General features: G+C 63.1%; 17 protein-coding genes. 15 read left to right on the top strand and 2 right to left on the bottom strand.

All coding sequences use genetic code 11. The features are described 5' to 3' along the window. Positions 1 to 18: 18 nt before the first annotated feature. Positions 19 to 2178 (bottom strand): YjbH domain-containing protein, encoded by a 2160-nt coding sequence (locus KAR29_RS11465; protein WP_274373117.1) that lies wholly within the window; start codon positions 2176 to 2178, stop codon positions 19 to 21. Between the two features lie 94 nt (positions 2179 to 2272). Then, on the bottom strand, positions 2273 to 3079 hold the full coding sequence (locus KAR29_RS11460) for a Synerg-CTERM sorting domain-containing protein (protein WP_274373116.1): 807 nt from the start codon (positions 3077 to 3079) through the stop codon (positions 2273 to 2275). Positions 3080 to 3650: 571 nt separating this feature from the next. Between KAR29_RS11460 and KAR29_RS11455 the strand changes: the two genes are divergently transcribed. The 15 genes from KAR29_RS11455 to KAR29_RS11385 all read left to right on the top strand — a co-directional run bounded on the left by KAR29_RS11455 (position 3651) and on the right by KAR29_RS11385 (position 17391). Further along, positions 3651 to 5798, top strand: a complete 2148-nt coding sequence (locus KAR29_RS11455; RefSeq protein ID WP_274373115.1) for an SLBB domain-containing protein — start codon at positions 3651 to 3653, stop codon at positions 5796 to 5798. A 213-nt stretch (positions 5799 to 6011) separates the two neighbouring features. Beyond that, entirely contained in the window at positions 6012 to 7226 is a 1215-nt protein-coding gene (locus KAR29_RS11450) for a GumC family protein (RefSeq protein ID WP_274373114.1), read from the top strand. A 40-nt stretch (positions 7227 to 7266) separates the two neighbouring features. Further along, a complete protein-coding gene (locus KAR29_RS11445) occupies positions 7267 to 9183 on the top strand; it encodes a polysaccharide biosynthesis protein (protein WP_274374985.1) in 1917 nt (638 codons plus the stop codon). Positions 9184 to 9491: 308 nt separating this feature from the next. Further along, on the top strand, positions 9492 to 9686 hold the full coding sequence (locus tag KAR29_RS11440) for a helix-turn-helix transcriptional regulator (RefSeq protein ID WP_274373113.1): 195 nt from the start codon (positions 9492 to 9494) through the stop codon (positions 9684 to 9686). A 466-nt stretch (positions 9687 to 10152) separates the two neighbouring features. Next, complete coding sequence (locus tag KAR29_RS11435) at positions 10153 to 10371, top strand: DUF1659 domain-containing protein (RefSeq protein ID WP_274373112.1); 219 nt, start codon at positions 10153 to 10155, stop codon at positions 10369 to 10371. Positions 10372 to 10419: 48 nt separating this feature from the next. After that, positions 10420 to 10629: a DUF2922 domain-containing protein gene (locus KAR29_RS11430; protein ID WP_274373111.1), complete on the top strand. Its 210-nt coding sequence runs from the start codon at positions 10420 to 10422 to the stop codon at positions 10627 to 10629. Positions 10630 to 11305: 676 nt separating this feature from the next. Beyond that, positions 11306 to 11458 carry a YvrJ family protein gene (locus KAR29_RS11425; RefSeq protein ID WP_274373110.1) on the top strand — a complete coding sequence of 51 codons (153 nt, stop codon included), beginning with the start codon at positions 11306 to 11308 and terminating at the stop codon, positions 11456 to 11458. Continuing rightward, positions 11455 to 11796: a YcbK family protein gene (locus KAR29_RS11420; protein WP_274373109.1), complete on the top strand. Its 342-nt coding sequence runs from the start codon at positions 11455 to 11457 to the stop codon at positions 11794 to 11796. The genes KAR29_RS11425 and KAR29_RS11420 overlap by 4 nt, the downstream gene beginning before the upstream one ends. Then, positions 11793 to 12278 carry a sigma-70 family RNA polymerase sigma factor gene (locus KAR29_RS11415; protein WP_274373108.1) on the top strand — a complete coding sequence of 162 codons (486 nt, stop codon included), beginning with the start codon at positions 11793 to 11795 and terminating at the stop codon, positions 12276 to 12278. Before KAR29_RS11420 ends, KAR29_RS11415 begins: the two co-directional genes overlap by 4 nt. Positions 12279 to 12587: 309 nt before the next feature. Next, positions 12588 to 13286: a sugar transferase gene (locus tag KAR29_RS11410; protein ID WP_274373107.1), complete on the top strand. Its 699-nt coding sequence runs from the start codon at positions 12588 to 12590 to the stop codon at positions 13284 to 13286. A gap of 128 nt (positions 13287 to 13414) precedes the next feature. Then, positions 13415 to 14056 carry a type II toxin-antitoxin system toxin DNA ADP-ribosyl transferase DarT gene (gene darT, locus KAR29_RS11405; protein ID WP_274374984.1) on the top strand — a complete coding sequence of 214 codons (642 nt, stop codon included), beginning with the start codon at positions 13415 to 13417 and terminating at the stop codon, positions 14054 to 14056. A gap of 14 nt (positions 14057 to 14070) precedes the next feature. Continuing rightward, positions 14071 to 15135, top strand: a complete 1065-nt coding sequence (gene darG / locus KAR29_RS11400; RefSeq protein ID WP_274373106.1) for a type II toxin-antitoxin system antitoxin DNA ADP-ribosyl glycohydrolase DarG — start codon at positions 14071 to 14073, stop codon at positions 15133 to 15135. Positions 15136 to 15204: 69 nt separating this feature from the next. Further along, complete coding sequence (locus KAR29_RS11395) at positions 15205 to 15525, top strand: hypothetical protein (RefSeq protein WP_274373105.1); 321 nt, start codon at positions 15205 to 15207, stop codon at positions 15523 to 15525. Between the two features lie 83 nt (positions 15526 to 15608). Then, positions 15609 to 16169 carry a hypothetical protein gene (locus KAR29_RS11390; protein ID WP_274373104.1) on the top strand — a complete coding sequence of 187 codons (561 nt, stop codon included), beginning with the start codon at positions 15609 to 15611 and terminating at the stop codon, positions 16167 to 16169. 196 nt (positions 16170 to 16365) lie between these two features. Next, the gene (locus KAR29_RS11385; RefSeq protein WP_274373103.1) at positions 16366 to 17391 is read left to right on the top strand and encodes an AAA family ATPase; all 1026 of its coding nucleotides are present in this window, start codon (positions 16366 to 16368) and stop codon (positions 17389 to 17391) included. Positions 17392 to 17471: the final 80 nt, after the last annotated feature.

Genomic DNA, 17471 nt, shown 5'->3' with positions numbered 1-17471 from the left:
TTGCGAAACCGCCGGGCTCTACCACATTTCGGGGTAGATGTCGCGCTTGAGGTAGTCGTAGAGGCCGTAGACGGGCCGTTCCGGCTGCGAATCGCCGTCGCCGCGGGCTCCGTCGCAGAGGCGCTCCAGCTCCTCGTAGAGATTGCCCCGAAGCCTCTCGGGCTGAAGCTGGCCCCAGAGCTGCTCCGGCGTCTGCCAGGCGCCGGGCTGGCGCCCTCCGTCGTAGACCCAGGCCGAGTTGATGCGGATATCCTCGTTCCATCTCTGGGCGCTGTCGGTCCCCCAGAAGGCCCCCACGGGGATGTCCAGCGTCGCCCCCACGCGGGTGTAACTCTCCCCGGGGATCTTGATGTCGGTGACGACATAGTAGAAGCCCAGCCCGATGCCGTTCCACCAGCGCATGGCCGAAAGGCGGTAGCCCTGGTCCTCGTTGATGAAGCGGCCGTACTCGGCCGTCAGATCCAGGTCGTAGAGGTTCTCGTGATAGCCGGCCTGGGCCCACCAGGAAAGGCGCCACTCGTCGGGGTTCCAGTAGCGCAGGTAATAGCCGTGAAGGGTATTGCCGCCGAAAGAGTTCGAATCGGAGAGGGAGGCGAACTTGTCGGAATCGCGGGGATGGGTGTAGCTGGCCCTCGCCCCGACCCAGAAATCGCCCTGTCCCAGATACTTCCGCCCCCACAGGTTGGCCCCGGCCCAGAGCTCGTCGAGCCAGCCCGCCTCGGCCTGGGCGAAGAGTCCGTCGCCGAAGCTTCGGGTGTAGCTCACCACGCCCTTGTAGATGCGCGTGTTGTCGTTGAGATAGGGCTCCCACCAGATATCGATGTCGTTGTTGAGGGGATGGCGGATGTCGAGATGGGCCGCCCAGCCGTCGGAGGTGCGGTGATCGACGACGAGATCCAGGTTCTGACGGGACATGAAAAAGGGTTTCGTCGTCGGCCTGTCGATGCGGACGTCGGCCGTGACCATCAGCTTCGCCGTCGTGCGTCCCTTCTTCTGGCTTCCGTCGGGGCCGTAGTGGAGGGGCCAGCTCTCGTCGGCCTCGCGGCCGTAAGGGTCTCCGTCGGTCCAGGCCACGGCGGCGCCCGAACCGTCGTAGCGGTTCATCCGCTGAAGGCGCAAAAGGCCGCACTGCTCTCCGGAGATGGAAAGCCGCACCAGCGACTGGCCCCTCACGCGGGGGACGACGACGAGCTCCTCCACGTCCCAGGGCAGGTGGAAGGCCGTCAGCAGCAGCGCCCGGGCCATGGCCTCGGCCTGAGAGGCGTGGCCGATGTTCTCGTAGGCCACGAGGACGCGCCTGTCGCCGAAAAAGACGTGGATGTCGCGGATGCCCAGGTTGTTCTGGATGTCGCCGATGATCTTCCCGGCGATGAGGGCGAAATCGGCCTCGTCCCAGCCGACGACCTCGTAGGCCTCGGGCTCGAAACGCTCGGGCTTCCTGCCTCCGAAGAGGGGACGGGAAAGATCGAAACGGTAGCTCAGCCCCCAGCACCACTCCTCGCCCCTCTGGTAGCTCACCGAGGCGTCGAGGTTGTAGGGAAGGCGGAAGACGAAGCCGGCGTTCCACTTCTCCTTGCCCAGGTCGGCCGCGATGCCCGTCGAGGAGTAGGCGGCGTCCCTGCTGTAATCCAGGGGGCTGTACTCGGCCTTGAAGGTCAGCCAGTCGCCGAACTCCCACTCGAAGCCGCCGAAAAAGCCGTCGTAGCGCTCCGTCCCGTAGCCGAAGGTGAAGGCCGCCCGCTCGAAGGCGTAGGTGGCCACGACATACTCGGCGTCGAGGATCCGCGTGCCCGAAATGTCCGTCGCGCCGACGGCCAGATTGGGCAAAAATCCCCTCTGCCGGGCCAGAAGCACCTTGAGATCGATGGCCTTGTCGATGTAGTCGTCCCAGGCGTAGGAGGGGTCGTTCTTGCTCGTGTCGCTCGTCAGGAAGCGGGTGAGCCGGACGTTGAACTCCAGCCAGGGCAGGTAGCCCAGATTCAGGTAGTAGGGCTGATAGGGGTGGTAGCGCGAGAGGCCGATCCATCCGGCGCCGTCGCCGGGCATGAGGGCCGAGGGATACTCCCAGAGCCCCGTGAAGCCCGCGTTCGAGGCGGAAGGGGTCAGGCCCTCGGCGGGAGGAAGAGCGCCGAAAGCGAGAAGAAGGAGGATCGGAAAAAAAGCCGTGAGACGTCGCACCGAAACAGGTCACCCCCGGAGGGAAGGATGGCTCCATCATAACAAAAAAGAGGGACCGGATTGGCCGGTCCCTCTCCGATGAGGCGGGAGATTCCTACTTGCGCTTCAGGAAGAACAGGGGAGCGGCAAGAAGCAGGGCCGCAGGGGCGAAGCCCAGCGAGCAGCCCGAAGAGCTGTCGTCATGGTACGTGGCGGGGGACATCATGGCGGGGTCGAAGATGACGCTGTTGGCCTCGCCGTCGAGGTCGAACCGGCCGCCGTCCTTGATGGCCAGACGGACGGAGTACTCGGTGCCGGCGACGAGAGCGCCGGTCACGACATCGGCAGCGGCCGTTCCGGTGACGACGGCGAAGCGGCCGTCGTCGAGGAGGGCCAGATTCGTCACGGGCTGGAAGACCACGACGTCATCGGAGGAGATGATCTTGATGATCCGGATTTCGGAAGGTTTCTTGCCGGCGTACTCGGTCCCCAGGTTGGCGACGGGGAACATGATGTCGGCCGTGCTTCCCGCGGGCGAGCCGTCGGGAAGGGCGGCGACGAAGACGGGCAGGGCGAGGAGATCGGCCGAAGTGGCCCCGTCGGGGAGGAAGTCGACGGCGGCCTCGAAGGCGGCCTGCTTGGCGGCGGCGTTGGGATAGTACTTGCCGTCGGAGCCGACGGCGGCCATGGAGGTGAGGGCCTCGTTGACTTTGGCCTGGGCGGTGGTACTGACCGTGGCCAGCTGGGTCGTGACGGCGGCGGCAGTGTTCTGAGCCTCGACGGTGACGAGGTTCGGGTTCACGGGATCGGGCTTGACGGGGGCGTGGGGATCATGAGGATCGACCGTATCGGCGAAAACGGCGCCCGCCGCGAAAAGGGACGCGACGAGGATAAAGCAGAAGACCAGACCGAACTTCTTCAAAACAACCACCTCCACAAAGATTATGAGACCTGCCATCCGTCCGGCGATGCCGGCACACCTGCGCGTTACTGCCACCCAGTTCACCGTCAACCGGTAAGCGCCTTCCCTTTCAAAGAGGAGGGGGAAGCGAAAGGCCACTTTAAAAGGGACCACAATCAACATACTAGCAGATGAAGCGCCTCCAAACAACAAGCAGTTGCAGGAAATACCGACTTCGACCTGGCCCCCTCCGGTTTTCGTCCTCTCCAATATACCGTCGATGATAGACGGATGTCGCGAAAAAACAAGACGCGCCCCTCCCCGAATCCGCAGGCTCTGCAAGAGAAATTCCGTCGGATCCACGGATTCAGGAGCCCTTCGAATCGCCTCGCCGGTGCGGGGCCGAGGCAGGCGCCTCCGTCTTTCCGGCGCCTCCTCCCGGCCTGGCCGGGGGTTAACAAAAAGCTCTTCAGGCTTGACGCGGGGCGTCCGTAAGGGGTATGAATGATTGAGCTGAAAGTCTGTCCGACAAGGGGAGTCGTCTATGAAATCCGGCAAATCATCGAAAAAAGTCTTTATCTGTGCGTTTATCTTGGCCCTGGCCTTCGTGCCGCCCGCCGTCGCCCGGGCGGCCACGGGGGCCGCTCCCGTCGTCGGCGGAGGGCCGGCCGTCTCGGCCGAAGGCGCGGCGCCGTCGGCCGAGGGGACCCTCCAGAGCGGGGCGCCCGAAGGCGTCGCCGTTCCAGACGGAACCGCTCCCGAAAACGAAGGCGAAGCCGAGGCGCCCGAGGGCGTCGAGGAGATCGACACCCTCGCTCCCGTCGATCCCGACGGCGACTACGACGGAGAGGAGCTGGACCACATCACGGGCGCCATGGGGGCCCGCATCACCGCCAGGCTCTCCCGTTTCGGCTACGGCTTCTTCCGGGGCGCTCCCAGCACCTTCGCTCCCGTCTCCAACGTCCCCGTCGGTCCCGACTACGTCATCGGCCCCGGCGACGTGGTCCGCATCCACGTCTGGGGGATGGTCGAGGGGAACTGGTCCGTCACCGTCGACCGCAACGGCAACCTCTCCCTGCCCCAGGCCGGCGTCGTCGGCGTCGGCGGCCTCTCCTTCTCCCAGGCCCGGGATGTCATCGAAGGGGCCTACGGCCAGTACTTCACCAACTTCGACATCAACGTCTCCATGGGCGAACTCCGGAGCCTCACCGTCTACGTGACGGGCAACGCCCGCCGCCCCGGCGCCTACACCGTCTCGTCCCTGTCGACGCTCGTCAACGCCCTGCTCGCCTCGGGCGGTCCCAGCCCGTCGGGAACGATGCGCGCCATCGAGCTCAAGCGGGGCGGCAAGACCGTCGTCACCTTCGACGTCTACGACCTCCTCCTCAAGGGCGACAAGACGAAGGACGTCCGCCTCATGCCGGGCGACGTCATCTTCATCCCCCCCGTGGGCGCCCTCGTCGGCATCACGGGCGACGTCAAGGTGCCGGCCTACTACGAAATCAAGGGTCAGGCCCGCCTGAAGGACCTCCTCGCCGTCGCCGGCGGCCTCACGAGCCGTCACTTCAGGGGACGCCTCCAGGTGGACCGCACCGAGAACAACCAGTACCGCACCACCTTCGAGACCGACCTGGAAAATCTCGACGTCGACCCCCGCAAGAACATCGCCCTCCAGGACGGCGACCTCGTCAAGGTCTACGCCGTCCTCGTCCAGAAATCGACGGTCGTCCTCTCCGGCGCCGTGGCCAACCCCGGCAGCTACGCCATCGAGGAGGGGTACACCCGCCTGTCCGACGTCCTCAACCGCTCCGGCGGCCTTCTCTACACGGCCTCCACCCAGGGCGAGATCACCCGCGTCCACGTCACCCAGGAGGGGCCCGTGACGGAGCGCATCGCCGTCGACTTCGCCGCCGCCCTGAGGGGCGAGCGGAACCACGACGTGTCCCTCAAGCCCAACGACTACATCCAGATCCGCAACGTCCCCGAGTGGGACCTCTACACCACCGTCTCCGTCGGCGGCCAGGTCCGCAGCCCCGGCACCTACACCATCAAGAAGGGCGAACGCCTCTCGGACCTCATCGAACGGGCCGGAGGCTTCACCGGCGAGGCCTTCCCCGGCGGTGCCGTCTTCAGCCGCGAATCCGTCCGGGCGGGGCAGCAGAAGCAGATCGACGAGATGATCCGCCGCCTCGAGCAGGGGCTCTATTCAGGAGCCGCCGCAGCAGCAGGCAGTGCCATGACGGGCAGCGACGCCCAGCTCGTTCAGGTCGAAGCCGAACAGAAGAGCCGTTTCCTGGCCAAGCTCAAGGAGTCCCGCGCCGACGGCCGCGTCGTCGTCGCCATTCCGGAGAACTACGCCTTGCTCAAGGGGTCGCCTTACGACATGGAACTTCTCGAGGGAGACACGCTTTTTGTCCCCCGTCGCCCTCAGACGATCAACGTCGTCGGCGCCGTCTATAGCCCCACGGCCTTCGTCTACCGCCCCGGCCAGCCCTACACGGCCTACATCCGCCAGGCCGGCGACTTCTCCGTCAACGCCGACCGCCGCCGCGTCTATATCGTCAAGGCCGACGGATCGGCCGTCCGGGGCCTCGACGGCAAGAAGCCCCGCGTCGTCGAAGAGGGCGATGCCATCGTCGTCCCCGAGAAGATCGATGTCAAAAACAACCTCCGTGACTTCCGTGACATCATCGACATCGTCTACAAGGTGGCCGTCGCCGCCAAGGTCGTCCTCGACTAAGTCGAAAGGCCGCGCCTCTTCGAAAGACCTTTCGAGGAGGCGCGGCCTTTCGGCTGCGCGGGCGGCGCAACCCCTCAACTTTCCGCAAAAAGAGTCAGGATACATTAGAATGATACTAATTTAATCACCCATCTCGCCCCTTATGCTAAAATTGGACTGAAATGTTTATCCTTGCCTTTCAGTCCCTATCGCCTCGCCCGAAGGAGCCGACCGATGACCGAGACCGAGCAGACCTGCCCCAGAGCGGCGGAAGAGGACGAAATCGACCTTTTGGACCTCCTTCTCGTCCTGGCCCGCCACAAAAAATTCATCTTCCTCACGACGACGCTTTTCGCCGTCGTCGCCATCGTCGTGGCCCTCCTCTCCACGCCCGTCTACCAGGGGACGACGCGCCTCGTGCCTCCGACAGGCAGCGGCAGCGGGGCTTCGGCCCTTCTGGCCCAGATGGGCGTTCCCGACTTTGCCGCCGGTGCCCTTGGGGGGAGCAGCCAGGGCGACCTCATCGTCGGCATCGTCAAAAGCCGCACCGTCGCCGACCGCATCATCGCCCGCTTCGACCTCATGGCCCGCTACGAGGCCGAGTTCGCCGACCAGGCCCGGAAGGCCGTCTCCGACAACCTTTCGGCCCAGGCCGACGCCAAGACGGGCATCATCTCCCTCTCCTACCAGGATACGGACCCGGCCCTGGCGGCGGAGATGACCAACGCCTTCGTCGACGAGCTGCGCCTGGTCCTTCAGGGCCTTTCCATCACCCAGGCCTCGCAGCAGCGCCTCTTCCTGGAGGAGCAGCTCAAGAAGGCCCAGCTCGACCTCATCCGCACCGAAGACGCCCTAAGGGAGTACCAGAAGGCCTCGGGCATCCTCGACGCCGGGGCCCAGGTGACGGCCCTCATGGACGCCATCGCCAAGCTCCGGGCCGAGGTGGCCGCCAAGGAGGTGGCCCTGGGCTCGGCCCGCACCTTCGGCACGGCCCAGAACCCCCAGGTCCAGCGCCTCCGGGCCGAACTGGCCGGGCTGCGGGAGCAGCTGGCCCGTCTCGAGGCCCAGGCCGGGTCGGAGATGGGCGTCGTCCCCCTCAAGGATCTGCCCGACGCGGGGCTCGAGTATGCCCGCCTGCTGCGGGACCTCAGGTTCAACGAGACCCTCTACGGCCTCCTCCTCAAACAGTACGAGCAGGCCCGCATGGCCGAGGCCAACGAGCCCACCGTCATCCAGGTCGTCGACGAGGCCGTCGTCCCCGACAGGCGCGTCAAGCCCAAGCGGACCCTCATGGTCGTCCTGGCCACGGTCCTGGGCGGCTTCGTCTCCCTCTTCGGCGCCTTCGTCCTCGAATTCGTGCGGTCGGCCAAGGCCGACCCGGAGCGCGCGGCCAAGATCGCCGCCCTGAAAGAAGCCCTTTCCTTCCGCAAAAAACGCCGTCTCGCCTGAGGGCGACGGGGGCGAAGAAAAGCAGGTGTTTCATGTGAGGATGCGTTTTCACCAGAGGCTGATGCATCTCTGGCGCGCCTTGGGCGCCCGCAGCGGCTCCGTCGCCCTCGTCGACGGGGTGGCCCTTCTTCTGGCCTCCTATCTGGCCCTGGCCCTGCGCTTCACCTTCCGCCTTCCTCACGAGAGCCTGGGCGCCTTCCAGGCCCTGATCTTCCTCTTCGTCCCCCTCGTCATGGGGGCCCTCGTCCTCTCGGGCCAGTACCGCGTCTACTGGCTCCAGGCCAGCATCGAGGAGTGCTACCGCCTGGCCCGCTTCTACTTCGCCGGCTCCGTCGCGGCCATCGTCGTCGTCGCCCTGGCGGGCATTCCCGTCCCCCGGAGCAGCTTCGCCGTCGCCATTTTCCTGGGGCTTTCCTTCATCGCCGGGTCGCGCCTCCTCTGGCGTCTCATCCGCCTCGAGAACAGCCGCTGCGGCGAACGGGTCCGCCAGACCTTCATCATCGGCGCCGGCGAGGCGGGGAGCCTCCTGGCGCGGGACCTGCTCCGCTCCGGCAGCGCCCTGCGCCCCGTGGCCTTCTTCGACGACGACGGGCGCAAACAGGGCAAGATCATCGCCACCCTCCCCGTGCTGGGCCCCATCGCCGACCTTCCCCGCGAGGCCGAACGCCTCGGCGTCGACGACGTGGTCATCGCCATGCCCTCCCTGCCGGGCACGCGCATCAGGGAGATTCTGGACCTGCTCCGGTCGCGCCACTTCCAGGTCCGCGTCATCCCGGCCATGCAGGACCTGGCCGGCGGCCGCGTCTCCGTCTCGGCCCTGCGCAAGGTGAACCTGGAGGACCTCCTCCGCCGCGAGCCCATCCACCTCGACAACGGCCGCATCCGCTCCGTCGTCGAGGGACGGACGGTCCTCGTCACGGGCGCCGGCGGCTCCATCGGCAGCGAGATCTGCCGCCAGATCCTCGCCTACGGCCCCAAGAAGCTTCTCCTTCTGGGTCACGGCGAGCACTCCATCTACACCCTGCTGGAAGAGCTGCGCGACGGCGGCGTGGCCGTCCCCGTCGTCCCCCTCATCGCCGACGTGGCCGATTCGGCCTCCATGGGGCGGATCTTCGCCGCCTGGGGGCCCGAGGTCGTCTTCCACGCCGCCGCCCACAAGCATGTCCCCCTCATGGAGTGCAACGCCGCCGAGGCCCTCCGCGTCAACGTCTTCGGCACGGCCACCGTGGCGCGCCTGGCCGGAGAGTTCCGCGTCACGCGCATGGTCATGATCTCCACCGACAAGGCCGTCAACCCCACGAGCGTCATGGGTGCCACGAAACGTCTGGCCGAGATGGTGCTGGAGGAGACGCAGGAATCCTTCCCCGAGACGGCCTACATGGCCGTCCGCTTCGGCAACGTCCTGGGCAGCCGGGGCAGCGTCATCCCCAAGTTCGAGCGCCAGATCGAGCGGGGCGGGCCCGTCACCGTCACCGACCCCGAGATGAGGCGCTATTTCATGCTCATCCCCGAGGCCGTCTCCCTCGTCCTCCAGGCCTCGGCCCTGGGGCGGGGCGGCGAGCTCTTCGTCCTCGACATGGGCGAGCCCGTGCGCATCGTCGAACTGGCCGAAATGCTCATCCGCCTCCACGGCCGCGAGCCCTACCGCGACGTCGAGATCGCCTTTTCCGGCATCCGCCCGGGGGAGAAGCTCTTCGAGGAACTCTTCTACGACGTGGCCAAGGTCTCGCGGACGGCTCACGACAAGATCTTTCTGGCCCGCCTCGACCTCCAGAAGGGCAACGCCCTCCGGGCCCAGATCGCCGCCGCCCTCAGGGAGGGCATCGACGACGACGGCGCCCGGCGCCTCCTGGCCCGCTTCGTCCCCACCTTCAAGGGGCCCCAGAGCCCCATCCCCTTCCCCCCCAGGGAGAGGGAAGAGGCCCTTCCCCAGGCCATCGAAGGCGGCGGTTCCTGACGGTCGCACCCCTCCATCCTCCCGGCGCGCGGAGCCGAGGCGGACGTCTCCGTCCTCCAGGCTCTTCCCGGCCTGGCCGATGGGGTTTCCGTTCTGTTCTTGCCTGCGGAATCGGGCTGAGCATCTCTCCTTTTCCCGGCAGGCCTGCGGATTCCAGGGAACCTCTTTCCCCCTACTGCTGAAAACGAACGATTCCAGATCCTCCCCTCAACGGGGCGACAGCCATGTCGCTCCGTTGTTGTCTGCATGCTTGCCTTTGCTCGTTAAGTGCTCCATAATGAAGACAACGAGAAAGGAGGCCGGTATCCATGAAAAGGCAACTTCGGGAGCTGCGCTTTCGACGGGGCTGGACGAGGGACGACCTGGCCCGACAGGCCGGCGTCTCGGTGCGGACCGTCCAGCGCTGGGAAGAGGGAAGCACCCTGCCCCGGCTGGAGACGCTGGCGGCCCTCTGCCGGGCCCTGCGATGCTCTCTTTCCGATCTTTTCGACGGCGACCTCTGAAAGCCGAACCCACAGGCCAACAAGGGGCGGAAGCGTCCCACCCTGTCAGGCCGGCCGCAGTTCATCCCCGCTGTTGAAGAACGCGCCTCCGACCCGTGCCGACGGCCCCGGCTGAGCCGCTCCCGACGCGTCTGCGGATTCGGGTGGGGGGCCCTTGGAACGGAAGGCACAGGCAAAGAGGGAGCGAAACTTTGCCAGGCAGGCCGCGACGCGTCTGCGGTGTTGAAGAACGTGTCTCCGACCCGCGCCGACGGCTCCGGCGGAGCCGCTCCCGACGAATCCGCGGATTCGTCGGGGGTCTCCGAAGCGTCTTTGTCCCGTGAAGGCCCGGCTCGCAGCCGGGCCTTCGCCCTTCCGGCGAGAGAGGACACTTCCGTCGCGGCCGATGGTGAAGGCCCCCTCCCCGTGCCCCTTTACAGGGTGAGAGCGCAAGACAGGCTCGACATCAGGAAGGGAGGTGAAGTCCATGGCCGGTTACACGCCCGAAAGCAGCCGCCTTTCCCTCAGGCTCCAGGTGGGGACCGACGGCGAAGGCAAGGCCCTCTACCGCTCCATGAGCCTCGGCAACGTCGACGGCTCGGCCTCGGCCGACGACATCGCGACCGTCGTCTCGGCCCTGGGTGCGCTGCTGGCATACCCCGTCGTCCGTACCCAGAAGATCGATACGGACCTGGTGGCGGAGTAGCGCCGTCCCCGTCATCGTAAGACCGCGAGAGAAAGGAGGTGAAATCCGATGGCCACCACCCTGCGCCTCCACTTCGAGGACACCATGGGCGAAAAGGTGACGCTGAGCCTCGCCAACGTCCGAGGCGACCTCACCGCCCAGGAAGTCCAGACCGCCATGGACGCCCTCGTCGCCACGCCCGTCTTCGGCTACGGTCCCGCCGCCGTCCTCGGCGCCGACCTCGTCGACCGCACCGTGACGGAACTCATCGCCGGCTAAGATCAGGGGCCGAGGGCACCTCCCGCCCTCGGCCCCCCCTCACGAGCGGAAGGTCTTGCCCTTCCTGGGAACACGACCGTCTCAGGGACGGAAGGTTTTGCCCTTCCTGGGAGTGTGGCCATCCTGGCCGCACGTGCCCCGAAGGGGCACAGGGTTCCCCGCCTCGCTGCTCCCGCAACCGCAACGTGATCCCGCCGGAAGCGAAGGTTTCGCCCTTCCTGGGAACACGACCGTCTCAGGGACGGAAGGTCTTGCCCTTCCTGGGAGTGTGGCCATCCTGGCCGCACGTGCCCCGAAGGGGCACAGGGTTCCCCGCCTCGCCGCTCCCGCAACCGCAACGTGATCCCGCCGGAAGCGAAGGTTTCGCCCTTCCTGGGAACACGACCGTCTCAGGGACGGAAGGTCTTGCCCTTCCTGGGAGTGTGGCCATCCTGGCCGCACGTGCCCCGAAGGGGCACAGGGTTCCCCGCCTCGCCGCTCCCGCAACCGCAACGTGATCCCGCCGGAAGCGAAGGTTTCGCCCTTCCCGGGAACACGACCGTCTCAGGGACGGAAGGTTTTGCCCTTCCTGGGAGTGTGGCCATCCTGGCCGCACGTGCCCCGAAGGGGCACAGGGTTCCCTGCCTCGTCGCTCCCGCAACCGCAACGTCAACGAAAACAACAGGAGGTGACACAAATGGAAGGCTTCATCCAGATCCTGGCTCAGGGCGGCTTCGCCGTCGCCGTCGCCGCCTACCTCCTCGTCCGGATGGAAAGCCGCCTCGAAGCCCTCACCCGAGCCCTGCAGGACCTCCAGGTCATCCTTGCCCGACTGGAGGCCAATCGGTGAAGCCCCTCAACGACATCCCCCTCTCGCCCTCCTTCCGCCTCGCCGAATTCGCCTGCCCCTGCTGCAAAACCGTCAAAATCCAGCCGGAACTGCTTCAGAAACTCCAACAGCTCCGCGACGGCTGGGGCGAACCCGTCATCATCACCTCCGGCTACCGCTGCTTCGATCACAACGCCGAAGTGGGCGGCGTCGAGGGAAGCGACCACACCAGAGGCAGGGCCGCCGATATCGCCGTCGCCGCCGTCTGGCAACCCAAAGTCATCGCCCTGGCTCAAACCGTCGGCTTCGGAAAGATCCTTCCCTACCCGAGGCGCAACTTCATCCACCTGGCCCTATGAAGAAGAAGCCGGAAGCCGAAAAAACCCTGGCCCGCTACACTCCTCTGGTCCGCTCCCTGGCGTGGCGCTATGCGGGGCCGGGAGCCGAATTCGACGACCTCGTCCAGGAAGGCTATCTCGCCCTGCTCCGCCTTCTTCCCCGCTGCCGCGACGAGAAAACCCTTCCGGCCTTCCTGGCCAAGGCCCTTCGGCGAGCCCTGCGCGACAGCGCCGCGAAGGGGTGGAGAAGGGGACGAAAAACCGTCGAGACCCCTCTGGAGGATTTCGAGGAGATCCTCGCCGCCGAACCGGACTTCAATCTGGTAACATGGGGTTTCAAGCCCGAAGACGAATGTCTTCTGTCCCTCCTGATCGGCGGCCTCAGCCAGAAAGAGGCGGGGTGCCGGATGGGGCTGAGCCAACAGGCCGTCAGCGCCAGGCTGGGGCGCATAAGGCAAAGCCTTCGATCCGTCAACGATTTCAGCCCTTCGTCTACCGCCTAGAATAAAATTGAACTATAATAGGGTCCAGATCGGCACGCCGCAGGCGACCGCTTTGGGCCCCTTTTCGTCCCCGGAAAGACCTTGCCCTTTCTGCGGCTGAAGCTGTTCCGGTTTTACGGGGCCTTGCCCTTCCTGGGAGTGTGGCCATCCTGGCCGCACAAGGTTTTGCCTTTGGGGACTATACGATATTCCCTGACTCCACTGCCGAGATCGCCGAACCCAACTCTCCGACGAGGTGACCGAACGTGACACAAGCGACAGCAACCGTCCTCGCCATCTTTATCCCTTCCGATAGCAGGTCCTTCTGACATGGCCGGGTGGAAAAACGCTTCGCCCCTGGAGAAAGGGGCCAAGCGGGTTTTTGACGTCGTCGCCTCCGGCCTGGGGCTCCTGCTGTTGAGCCCCCTTCTCGCCGTCGTCGCTCTGTTGGTCCGTCGATACCTTGGCAGCCCCGTCCTCTTTCGTCAGCAGCGCCCCGGCCTGGAAGGGCGCCCTTTTTTTATGTATAAATTCCGCACAATGACAAATGAACGCGACGCAGAGGGAAAACTGCTCCCCGATGAAAAGCGTCTCACCCCCTTCGGACGATTCTTGCGCTCGACGAGCATCGACGAGCTGCCCGAACTGATCAACGTCTTCAGCGGGGACATGAGCCTCGTCGGTCCTCGTCCTTTGCTTATGGCGTACCTCGATCGCTATACGGCCCATCAGATGCGCCGTCATGAGGTCAAACCCGGTATTACCGGCTGGGCCCAGGTCATCGTCAATACGGGGGCCACCATCGATCACGATTGTCGCATCGGCGATTTCGCCCATCTCTGTCCCGGCGTTCATCTTGCCGGCGAAGTCCAGGTGGGAGAAGGCTGTCTTCTGGGCATGGGGACATCGGTTATCCCCGGCCGATCCATCGGATCCCAAACCGTCGTCGGTGCCGGAGCCGCCGTTGTCACCGACTTGCCCGAGGCCGTCACGGCCGTCGGCGTTCCGGCGCGGATTCTGCATCCCTGACCGGTTTCGGATCGCGGGCGTCTCGATGCGCAAAAGGGCCGAAGGCCCCTTAGGGTTTTCTTCCCATCGCTTTGAGCCCGTTGCTGTTTTGAAGCTTTCTGCCGTCGACATCAAATGAGGTGCAGAAAATGGTTCCTCCTGAGTGGCCGAAGATATACCACATCGTCCATGTCGATCGCTTGCCGTCGATCCTTCAGGATGGCTGCCTGTGGTGTGATGCCGAGATTGCCCGGGGTAACCGACAGGGGACGACCATCGGATTGAGCAAAATCAAACAACGTCGGCTTGATGAGCTTACATTGAGCTCTCACCCCGACCTTCATGTGGGCGGTTGTGTCCCCTTCTATTTCTGTCCCCGATCTGTCATGCTCTATATGATTCATCGTGGCAATCATCCGGAATTGTCCTATCATGGAGGACAGCATGAGATCCTCCATCTGGAGGCCGATCTTCGTGCCTCTGTGGCCTGGGCTAAGAATAACGACAGACGCTGGGCCTTTACCCTGTCCAATGCAGGTTCCAGATATTTCGAGGACTATTCCGACCTTTCCCGCCTCAGCGAGATCGATTGGGATGCCGTTGGCGCGGAATTCTGGTCATCGTGTAAAGAGAAAAAGCAGGCGGAATTCCTGATGGAAAGCAGCTTTCCCTGGCCGTTGATAGAACGGGTGGGAGTCCTCTCGTCAGCGGTTTATCAGCGTGTGCTTCGTAACTTGTCTGGCTATCAGCCTTCCCCCCGCGTTGAAATAAAATCGGACTGGTATTACTGAGAGGAGGGGTGGAGATGATCGAATATAAGCGTGGGGATATTCTCAAAGAAGACGTCGAAGCCCTTGTCAATACCGTGAATTGTGAGGGTGTCATGGGTCGGGGCATTGCTCTTCAGTTTAAAAAAGCCTTCCCGGATAATTTTGAGGCTTATGTCGAGGCCTGCAAAAAAAGAAAATTGTGTCCGGGGCGTGTCTTTGTTTTCCAGACGGGGCGGCTGTGCAATCCCCGCTTCATCATCAATTTTCCCACTAAACGCCATTGGCGCAATAAAAGCCGGCTTGACGATATTGAGGCGGGTCTTGCTGATCTGGTGAGGACAATTGAAGATAGGGGCATCCGTTCCGTTGCCATTCCCCCCCTGGGCTGTGGACTGGGAGGGCTTGACTGGTCCGAGGTTCGGCCCCGGATCGAGGCGGCAGTGCGATCCCTATTGTCGGGAGTTGACATCAGGCTTTACGAACCAGAGGGAGCCCCAGAGGCGGAAGCCATGGTTCATAGCTGTGAAAAACCGGCCATGACTGCTGGTCGGGCTGCTCTCGTAGGGTTGATGAGGCGTTACCTTGAGGGGTTCCTTGACCCCGTCATAACCCTTCTTGAGGTCCATAAACTGCTCTACTTCATGCAGGAGGCCGGTGAACCGCTGAGGCTGACCTACTGCAAGGCTTCCTATGGTCCCTATGCGAAAAACCTTCGTCATGTCCTGAATGTCATCGAAGGACATTTTGTCTCCGGCTATGCCGATGGAGGCGATGGGCCGACAAAACAGCTCCGGCTGATGCCGGGGGCTGAGGAAGAAGCCGCTGCCCTTCTGGAGAAACACCCTCAGACCCGTGCCCGTTTCGAAAAAGTCGCCGATCTGGTCGAGGGCTTCGAGTCCCCCTTCGGGCTGGAACTTCTGTCCACGGTGCATTGGGTTCTCAAAGAACGACCAGGCAATGCCGCTCATTCCGATGTCCTCATCAGACGGATCTATGACTGGAGTGATCGCAAACGTCAGTTCTCGCCCCGCCAGATTGGGCTTGCCGCGGAGACCTTGTGCAGGAAGGGTTGGACGGAAAGTGCTTGCTCTCGGCAATAGCGGCCCTTTAAGGGTATCCCGGAGGAGTTGAAAGAGTTTTCGGCATTCGAGAGAGGACGGTGATTCTCTGTGAAACTGACGAAAATCTGCTGCAACAAATTCACCGCTTTCGATGACCTGAGCCTCGATCTTTCTCCGGGGATTGATGTTTTTGTCGGGACCAACGGAACCGGTAAAACGCACCTGATGAAGCTGGGCTATGCGGCTTGTGATATCACCAAAAGCAAGGTCTCTTTCGCCGAAAAAACTGAGCCGAGTTTTCCTCCCTTCCGATCGAAGTATCGGCCGTCTCGTGAAGCGCCAGAGGAGCAGTGCCTCTGCTGTCTGCGAAGTCTTCCGCGAGAAGCTCCGAATCGGCCTTGCTTTTTCGAGTCATACCCGCAAGCCTGAATCGGCTGAGGTCACAGGGCAGGGAGAATGGATGGTCTTGCCCGTGGAGAGTGTTTACATTCCCGTCAAGGAAATGCTCTCCAATGGTCCCGGTTTTCGATCCCTCTACAGTCAGTAGAGAAATCCATTTCGAAGAGATCTATGCCGACATCCTTGACAGGGCCTATCGACCCCTTCTTCGTGGACCGACGGGCAAGGCTCGCAAGGCCCTGCTGGCCAAGTTGAGGAAGGCCATCGACGGAAAAGTCGTCACCGCCAACGAGGAGTTTTTCCTCAAGAACGTGCAGGGCAACCTTGAATTTACCCTTCTTGCCGAAGGCATTCGCAAGCTGGGACTTCTCTGGACACTCATCCAGAACGGCACGCTGATGGAGGGTTCCGTCCTTTACCATTCGCTCTATCGCGATCCGGATTCGGGCGGCATGATCCGGTGCCGGAACGCGGATCGTTATCTCGCCATTCACCCCAACTCCATCGCCCAAGCCTACGCTGACATCTACGACCGTGAAGTGCAGAGGACACTGGGAGGAGGCAGAAAAACTGCTCAGGCGGATAGCGGGGGCCATGAGAGAGGCTTTGGCTTTTGCGGAGCAAAGCCTTCGGCCCGTCGACGATTTCAGCCCTTCGTCTACCGCCTAGAATAAAATTGAACTATAATAGGGTCCGGACCGGCACGCCGCAGGCGACCGCTCCGGGCCCCTTTTCGTCCCCGGAAAGGCCTTGCCCTTTTTGGGGCTGTTTCGGTTTTATAGGGTCTTGTTCTTCCTGGGAGTGTGGCCATCCTGGCCGCATAAGGTTTTGCCTTGATCGGTGACGTGCAAGAGAGGGCGGTGATTTCCCGTGAAATTGACGAAGCTCTACTGCGAGAGGTTTACCGCTTTCGATGAATTGAGTCTGAATCTCTCTCCCGGGATCAATGTTTTTGTCGGGGCCAACGGAACCGGCAAGACGCATCTAATGAAGCTGGCCTATGCTGCCTGCGATATAACCAAAAGCAAGATCAGCTTTGCCGAAAAACTGAATCGGGTTTTTCTCCCTTCCGATCGGGCCATCGGTCGTCTCCTGAAACGGCAACCGTACAGTGCCTCCGCTTTTTGCGAGGTTTATCGTCAGGACCTCAAAATATGCCTTGCCTTTTCAAACCACACCCGGAAACCGGAATCGGCCCAAGTGACGGGAGAGGCGGAGTGGATGGCCGTCCCCGTGGAGAGCGTGTATATTCCCGTCAAGGAAATGCTTTCCAACGGACCGGGTTTTCGTTCCCTTTATAGTCAACGAGAAATTCACTTTGAAGAAATCTATGCCGATATCCTGGACAGGGCCTACCGTCCCTCTCTTCGTGGTCCGGCCGACAGGGCTCGTAAAGCCCTTCTGGCGAAACTGGGTAAGGTCATCGACGGAAAGGTCGTCACCGCCAACGAGGAATTTTTCCTCAAGAACGTACAGGGCAACCTTGAATTTACCCTCCTTGCTGAAGGTATCCGTAAGCTGGGGCTTCTTTGGACGCTTATCCAAAACGGTACGCTGATGGAAGGTTCCGTCCTTTTCTGGGATGAGCCGGAGGCTAACCTCAACCCCTCCCTTTACGGCGTGCTTATGCAGATCATCCTCGACTTGCAGCAGCTGGGCACGCAGGTCTTCATGGCGACACATAGTTATGCCATACTCAAAGAGCTCGACCTCAGGAAAACCGAAACCAGTGAGGTCCTTTACCATTCGCTCTATCGCGATCCGGATTCGGGCGGCATGATCCGGTGCCGGAACGCGGATCGTTATCTCGCCATTCACCCCAACTCCATCGCCCAAGCCTACGCTGACATCTACGACCGTGAAGTGCAGAGGACCCTGGGAGGTTCGGAGCTTTGATCACTTTTTCCGAGGGTGATCTTCAGATATCTTTCCCCTCAGGATTGAAAGTTTATAGATTCGACGGGGAAGACCATGGT

It is taken from the genome of Aminithiophilus ramosus, assembly GCF_018069705.1.
GTDB lineage: Bacteria > Synergistota > Synergistia > Synergistales > Aminithiophilaceae > Aminithiophilus > Aminithiophilus ramosus.
Note: the sequence above shows the minus strand (reverse complement) of the source record. Positions and strands in the feature narration are given on the sequence as shown.

Coding starts and splice junctions, on each gene's coding strand:
- KAR29_RS11450 (WP_274373114.1), top strand. CDS start 6,012: ATGACCGAGACCGAGCAGACCTGCCCCAGAGCGGCGGAAGAGGACGAA.
- KAR29_RS11445 (WP_274374985.1), top strand. CDS start 7,267: ATGCGTTTTCACCAGAGGCTGATGCATCTCTGGCGCGCCTTGGGCGCC.
- KAR29_RS11440 (WP_274373113.1), top strand. CDS start 9,492: ATGAAAAGGCAACTTCGGGAGCTGCGCTTTCGACGGGGCTGGACGAGG.
- KAR29_RS11435 (WP_274373112.1), top strand. CDS start 10,153: ATGGCCGGTTACACGCCCGAAAGCAGCCGCCTTTCCCTCAGGCTCCAG.
- KAR29_RS11430 (WP_274373111.1), top strand. CDS start 10,420: ATGGCCACCACCCTGCGCCTCCACTTCGAGGACACCATGGGCGAAAAG.
- KAR29_RS11425 (WP_274373110.1), top strand. CDS start 11,306: ATGGAAGGCTTCATCCAGATCCTGGCTCAGGGCGGCTTCGCCGTCGCC.
- KAR29_RS11415 (WP_274373108.1), top strand. CDS start 11,793: ATGAAGAAGAAGCCGGAAGCCGAAAAAACCCTGGCCCGCTACACTCCT.
- KAR29_RS11410 (WP_274373107.1), top strand. CDS start 12,588: ATGGCCGGGTGGAAAAACGCTTCGCCCCTGGAGAAAGGGGCCAAGCGG.
- darT (WP_274374984.1), top strand. CDS start 13,415: ATGGTTCCTCCTGAGTGGCCGAAGATATACCACATCGTCCATGTCGAT.
- darG (WP_274373106.1), top strand. CDS start 14,071: ATGATCGAATATAAGCGTGGGGATATTCTCAAAGAAGACGTCGAAGCC.
- KAR29_RS11390 (WP_274373104.1), top strand. CDS start 15,609: ATGGTCCCGGTTTTCGATCCCTCTACAGTCAGTAGAGAAATCCATTTC.